The 7,399-nt window shown below is 74.3% G+C and carries 1 pseudogene; it reads right to left on the minus strand.

Annotation, left to right across the window (positions count from 1 at the left end):
* Window positions 1-7,350, minus strand: a pseudogene (locus tag ACZ5ON_RS26110) (amino acid adenylation domain-containing protein); the annotation flags it as partial.
* Window positions 7,351-7,399: the final 49 nt, after the last annotated feature.

Here is a 7,399-nt window from a genome sequence, read left to right on the forward strand (position 1 = left end):
TTTCGCGTACCATCCCCCCGCGTCACGCAGTTCGACCCCTCCCCCCCTATCCCGCCCCCTCTCTTCACCCCCCACCCCTCCCCCCGACCCCCCCCCCGCCCCCGCCCCCGGGCCGGCCGCGTCGTCCCGGGCGCTCTCCGGGGCCAGGCCCCAATCGGCGTCCGGACCCGCGGTGTCGAAGCGGCCGAGGTAGTTGAAGCCGATCTGCGGCTCGGGGGAGGACGCCAACGAGGGTGCGGTGGCGGCGTTCAGGTACCGCAGCATCCCGTGGCCGAGGCCGTGGTCCGGTACGGCGCGCAGCTGCTCCTTGATCCCCTTGAGGACGGTGCCGACCACCGGCCCGGCCGACCACAGCTCCTCCCAGTCCACCTGGCCCGGGTCGAGCCGCACCGGGTGGACCGTGGTGAACCAGCCCATGGTGCGGGACAGGTCCAGACCGGGCACCAGGTCCTCCTGTCGGCCGTGCCCCTCGACCTCCACCAGCACCGGCGCGCCTTGCGGGCGCTCCCGGGTGGCCGACGCCGCCAGCGCCAGCGCGGTCAGCAGTACGTCGTCGACGCCGGCGTTGAACGCCGCCGGGATCCGGGTGAGAACGGCCTCGGTGACGGCGGCGGACAACGCCACCGAGAGCGAGCGCGCCGTCTCGGTGGTGTCCCGGGCCGGGTCGAGGCGACGGGTGCCGAGCAGTGGCTCGTCACCGGCGCCCGGAGCGGCCCAGAACCCGAGCTCGTCCGTCCTGGACGCCAGCCCGGCCTGCTCGGCCAGGGTCCGGGCCCAGCGCCGGAACGAGGTGCCCACCGGCTCCAGCTTCGGGGTGCGGCCGGCCGAGACCGCGCTCCAGGCCGCCGCCAGGTCGGGCAGCAGGATCCGCCAGGAGACCCCGTCCACCGCCAGGTGGTGGACGGCGAGCAGCAGCCGGCCGGGGCGTGCGCCGCCCGCGTCGAACCAGACCGCCTGCAGCACCACGCCGTCCGCGGGGGACAGCCGGTCGCCCGCCCCGGCGGCCTCGGCGGCCATCACCGCGCGGGCCGCCGCGTCGTCCAGCCCGGCCACGTCCACCCGCCGCAGGCAGGACGCCGCGGCGACCGCGCCGACGGGACGGGTCCGCAGGCGCCAGGAGGAGTCCTGGACCTCCAGCCGCAGCACGTCGTGCTGGTCCAGCACCGCCTGCAGCACCGCGGCCAGCGAGTCCCCGGTCAGCTCGGCGGGGACCCGCAGCAGCACCGACTGGTACAGGCCGTCCAGCGTGCCGCCGCGCGCCCGCAGATCGTGCATCACCGGGGTGAGCGGGATCTCCCCGACGCCGTCGTCGGCGGTGGCCTGCGAGATCACCGTCCCCGCGGCGAGGGCCAGTTGGGCCACCGTGCGGGCCTGGAAGACGTCCTTCGGGGTCAGCGCCAGACCAGCCGCCCTGGCCTTGCCGACCAGCTGGATCGAGCCGATGCTGTCCCCGCCGAGTTCGAAGAAGTTGTCGTGCACGCCGACCAGGTCGAGCCCGAGCACCTCGGCGACCAGGGCGCACAGCAGCTCCTCCCGCGCGTTCCGGGGCGCCCCGGACCCGGCCGCCGGTGCGGCGGGAGCGGGCAGGGCGGCCCGGTCCAACTTCCCGTTGGGAGTCAGCGGCAGCTCCGGCAGCGGCACCACCGCGGCCGGGACCATGTAGTCGGGCAGCACCGAGCCGACGTACTCGCGCAACTCGGCGGGATCGACGCCCGCCAGGGGATCGGCCGCCACCACGTAGGCCACCAGGCGCTGGTCACCCGGCCGGTCCTCGCGGACCACCACCGTGTTCCGGGCGAGGGCCGGGTGCCGGCTCAGCACCGCCTCGACCTCACCCGGTTCGACCCGGAAGCCGCGGATCTTCACCTGGTCGTCGGCCCGGCCGGCGAAGACCAGCTCGCCCGCGCCGTTCCAGCGGACCAGGTCGCCGGTGCGGTACATCCGGGAGCCAGGCTCGCCGAACGGGTCCGCCACGAAGCGCTCGCCGGTGAGCCCCGGCCGGCCGAGGTAGCCCCGGCCCAGGCCTGCGCCGGCGATGTACAGCTCGCCCACGACCCCAACGGGGACCGGGGACAGGTTGCCGTCCAGCACGTACACCCGGGTGTTGGCCATCGGCCGGCCGATCGGCAGCCGGTCACCGAGTCCGGCCGGGTCGGTGACCCGGTGCTGGGTGGCGCAGAGGGTGATCTCGGTGGGCCCGTACAGGTGCCGGACCACCAGGTGCGGTGCGGCGCGCAGCACGCTCTCCACCGCGGCGGGCGAGACCACGTCGCCACCGGTGAGGATCTCCCTGACCCCGCCGAGCGCGTCCGCCAGGTCGTCCGCGACGGCCCGGAAGAGCCCGGCGGTGAAGTGCACCCCCGTGATGCCGTACTCGGTGATCAGCCGCTTGAGCTCGGCGACATCGAGGTCGCCGGGCGGCGCCAGCACGACCTGGCCGCCGGTCAGCAGCGGGATCCACAGCTCGTAGTTGGCGATGTCGAAGGCGTACGGCGCGTGCATCAGCACCCGGTCCTGGTGGCCGGACTCCCAGCACGGGTCGAGCACCAGCTCCAGCAGTCCGCGGTGGGTGATGGTGATGCCCTTGGGCTCGCCGGTGGAGCCCGAGGTGTGCATCACGTACACCGCCTGCTCGGGGTGCACCGGCACGTCGGGGCCGGACCCTTCGCCGGCCGCCGGCAGGTCGTCCGCGCCGACCAGAACGGTACGGGCCGCCTCGGGCACGCCGCGCTCGTGCCAGGCCCGGTCGGTGAGCAGGACATCGGCCCCGGACCGGCGCAGCACCTCCCGCATCCGCTCGGCGGGGTAGCCCTCGTGCAGCGGCGCGTAGGCGGCACCCGCCTTGAGGACGCCGAGCAGGGCGACCACCAGCTCGGGCGAGCGTTCCATCAGCACGGCGACCCGGTCCTCGGGCCGGACGCCCAGCTCCACCAGGTGCCGGGCCAGCCGGTCGGCCCGGCGGTCCAGTTCGCTGAAGGTCAGCTCCCGCTCCCCGCACCGGACGGCGACCGCGTCCGGCTGCCGGCGCGCCTGCTCGGCGAAGAGCCGGTGCACGGTGGATCCGGCCCGGGGAAGCGCCAACGAGGTGTCGTTCCACTCCCGCAGCACCCGGTGCCGTTCGGCGTCGCCGAGGACGTCGATCCGGCTGATCGGACGGTCCGGATCGGCCAGCGCCTCGCGCAGCAGCCGGGTCAGCCGGGCGACGAGCAGCTCCGCGCTCGCGTGGTCGAACAGGTCGGTGCGGTACTCCAGCATGCCCTCGATGCCGGACCCGCTCCCGGTCTCCCGCAGGCTCAGCGACAGGTCGAACTTGGCCACGCCCACCTCGACCGGCGCCGGCCCGATCTCCAGGCCGGGCAGCCGCAGCGACACCTCGGGGGTGTTCTGGAAGGCCAGCAGGACCTGGAACAGCGGCTGCCTGGAGAGCGAGCGCACCGGGTTGAGCACCTCCACCAGGCGCTCGAACGGCAGGTCCTGGTGGGTGTAGGCGGCGAGGTCGGCGGTCCGCACCCGGGCCAGCAGCTCCCGGAAGCCGGGGTCGCCGGAGGTGTCGGTACGCAGCACCACCGTGTTGGTGAAGCACCCGATGAGGTCGTCGAGCGCCTCGTCGGTGCGTCCGGCGATCGGGCTGCCGACCGGGATGTCCTCTCCGGCGCCGAGCCTGGTGAGCAGCGCGGCCAGTGCCGCCTGCACCACCATGAACACGCTGGCCGAGGTCTGGCGGGCCAGCGCCGTGGCGGCCCGGTGCAGCCCGGCGTCCCAGGACACCGCGACCCGCCCGCCGCGGTGGCCGGCCACGGCCGGCCGCTGCCGGTCCACCGGAAGCGCGAGCTCCTCGGGCAGACCGGCCAAGGTGTCGCGCCAGAAGGCGAGTTGGCGGTGGGCCAGGCTCTCGGGGTCGTCCTCGTCCCCGAGCAGCTCGCGCTGCCACAGGGCGTAGTCCGCGTACTGCACCGGCAGTGGCTCCCAGCCGGGCGCGGCCCCGTCGAGCCGTGCCGCGTACGCGGTGCCCAGATCGCGGGCGAGCGGCGCCAGCGACCAGCCGTCCGCGGCGCTGTGGTGCAGGGAGAGCAGCAGCACGTGCTCGGTCGCACCGTAGCTGAACAGCGAGGCGCGCACGGGCAGTTCGGTGGCCAGGTCGAAGCCGGCCCGCGCCGCGGCGGTGACCAGATCGGGCAGGTCCGCCTCATCGGCGTCCACGAAGGCCAGCGGCAAGGCGGCCTCGCCGGGCGGCAGCACCCGCTGCTCCGCGCGCCCCTCGGTCTCCACCAGGAGCGTGCGCAGCGACTCGTGCCGGGCCAGCAGGTCGTCCAGCGCCGCCTGCAGCGCGGTGCGGTCCACCATGCCGGTCAGGGCCAGCGGGAGGGGCATGTTGTAGACGGCGTCCGCCTCGTGCAGCCGGCCGAGGAACCAGAGCCGGTGCTGGGCGAAGGACAGCGGCAGTACGTCCGGCCGCCTCCTGCGCTCCAGTGCGGGCCGGGACGGTCCGGTGCCGCCGCCGTGGGCCGCGACGGCCGCCACCGTCGGGGCCTCGAAGAGTGCGGCGAGCGGCAGTTCGAGGCCCAGGGTGGTGCGGATCCGGCTGACCAGGCGGGTGGCGAGCAGGGAGTGCCCGCCGAGGTCGAAGAAGCTGTCGTCGATGCCCACCTGCTCCACGCCGAGCACCTCGGCGAAGAGCGCGCACAGCACCTCTTCGCGCGCGGTGCGCGGGCCGCGGCCCGAGCTGATCGAGTCGAACCGGGGCGCGGGCAGGGCGGCACGGTCCACCTTGCCGGTGCGCGACAGCGGGATCGCCTCCAGCAGCACGATCGCCGCGGGCACCATGTACTCGGGCAGGGCGGCCGCGAGGTGTGCGCGCAGTTCGGTGGGGTCGGGGGCGGCGGCGCCCTCGGGGACGGCGTAGCCGACGAGGCGCTTGTCGCCGGGGCGGTCCTCGCGGACCACCACGGTGGCGCGGGCGACGGCGGGGTGGCGGGTGAGGGCCGCCTCGATCTCGCCGAGTTCGATGCGGTAGCCGCGCACCTTGACCTGGTCGTCGGCGCGGCCGGCGAAGACCAGTTCGCCGTCGCGGTTCCAGCGGGCCAGGTCGCCGGTGCGGTACATCCGGGAGCCCGGCTCGCCGAACGGGTCCGCCAGGAAGCGCTCCGCGGTGAGGCCCGGCCGGCCGAGGTAGCCCCGCGCCAGGCCGTCGCCGGCCAGGTACAGCTCACCCGGGACCCCGACCGGGACCGGCTGCAGCCCGGGGCCGAGCACGTACACCCGGGTGCCCGTGATCGGGCGGCCGATCGGCGCGTTGACCGCGCCGGTCAGCGGCCGGCTCAGGGTCGCGCACACCGTGGACTCGGTGGGGCCGTACGCGTTCAGCATCGTCCGGCCGTCCGACCAGCGGGCGGTGACCTCCGGCGGGCAGGCCTCGCCGCCCGTGATCAGGCCGCGCAGCGTCGGCACCTGGGCCGGGTCGAGGGTGGCGACGAAGGCGGGCGGGAGCATCGCGTGCGTCACTCCGGCCTCGGCGATCAGCGCCACGACGCCGTCGCCGATGGCCTGTTCGCGGCGCGGGACCACCAGGGTGGCGCCGGCCAGCAGCGTCATCACGAGTTCGCCGGCCGAGGCGTCGAAGCTGAGCGAGGCGAACTGCAGGACCCGGGAGTCGCGGTCCACCCCGAGTGCCTCCCGGTGGGAGAGCGCCAGCGCCGCCAGACCGCGGTGGCTGACCAGGACGCCCTTCGGCTGCCCGGTGGAGCCAGAGGTATAGACCACATAGGCTGGGTGGCCGATGCGCAGCGGTGCCTTGCGGTCGGCGTCGGACAGGTCCGCCGGGGAGTGCCCGGCCAGCTCCTCGGCCGTGCTCCGGTCGTCCAGCCGCCAGCGGGTCACCGTGTCGGGCAGCCGCTCGTCCGAGTCACCCGCGGTCAGCACGCCGAGCGGTGCGGCGTCGGCGCACATGAAGCCGGCCCGCTGGGCCGGGTAGTCCGGGTCGATGGACAGATAGGCCGCACCGGCCTTCAGCACGGCCAGCACCGCGGTGATCAGCTCCGCCGAGCGCGGCAGGGCCAGGGCCACCACCGACTCCGGACCGGCCCCCCGGGCGACCAGGAACCGGGCCAGCCGGTTCGCCCGGGCGTTCAGCTCGGCGTAGCTCAGCGGCAGTCCGTCGTGCAGTACGGCGGTGGCCTCGGGGGTGCGGGCCGCCTGGGCCTCGAACAGGGCCGGGAGGCAGTCGGGCCGGGCGGTGGCCGCACTGCTCCCGTCGAGCAGGAGTTGCTGCCGCTCGTGGTGGTCGAGCGGGTCGATGCGGCTGATCCGGCGGTCGGGGTCGGCGACCAGTACGCGCAGTACCCGCTCCAGCCGGGTGGCCAGGGTTTCGGCGGTCTCCCGGTCGAAGAGGTCGCCGTTGAACTCCAGGAGTCCGGTGATCCCCTGGCCGTCCGGCCGCTCCCGCAGACTCCACAGCAGGTCGAACTTGGCGATGTCGAGGTCGACGGGTTGGAGTTGGAAGGTGAGGTCGGGGAGGTCGAGGGTGACGTGGGGGGTGTTCTGGAAGGCGAGCATGACCTGGAAGAGGGGGTGCCGGGCCATGGAGCGGGTGGGGTTGACGAGTTCCACCAGGCGTTCGAAGGGGGTGTCCTGGTGGGTGTAGGCGGTGAGGTCGGTGGTGCGGATGCGGGTGAGGAGTTGGCGGAGGGTGGGGTCGCCTGAGGTGTCGGTGCGCAGGACGAGGGTGTTGGCGAAGAAGCCGACGAGGTTGTCGAGTTGTTCGTCGGTGCGTCCGGCGATGGGGGTGCCGATGGGGATGTCGTCGCCTGCGCCGTGGGTGGTGAGGAGGGCGGCGAGTGCGGTGTGGACGACCATGAAGAGGCTGGCCTGGTTGTCGTGGGCCAGGGTGAGCAGGTCGTGGTGGAGTTGGGCGTCCCAGTGGAGGGTGATGTGTCCGCCGTGGTGGGTGGCGGTGGTGGGGCGTGGCCGGTCGGTGGGGAGGGTGAGTTCTTCGGGGAGGTCGGCCAGGGTGTCGCGCCAGTGGGCGAGTTGGCGGTGGGCCAGGCTGGTCGGGTTGTCCTCCTCGCCGAGTAGGTCGTGCTGCCAGAGGGCGTAGTCGGCGTACTGGATGGGCAGGGGTTGCCAGTCGGGCGTGTTGCCTGTGAGTCGGGCGGTGTAGGCGGTGCCGAGGTCTTGGGCGAGGGGTGCCATGGACCAGCCGTCGCCGGTGATGTGGTGGAGTACCAGTACGAGGACGTGGTCGTGCTCGGTGAGGGTGAACAGCGAGGCTCGGATGGGCAGTTCACGTGTGAGGTCGAAGCCGGTGGTCACCGCTTCGCGGATCGCCGCGTCGAGTTCGGTTTCGTCCGCCACGCTCCGCTCCGCCCAGGGCAGCATGGCCGAGGTCGGGTCCACGACGGTC

This window comes from Kitasatospora sp. NPDC032150 (assembly GCF_055579945.1).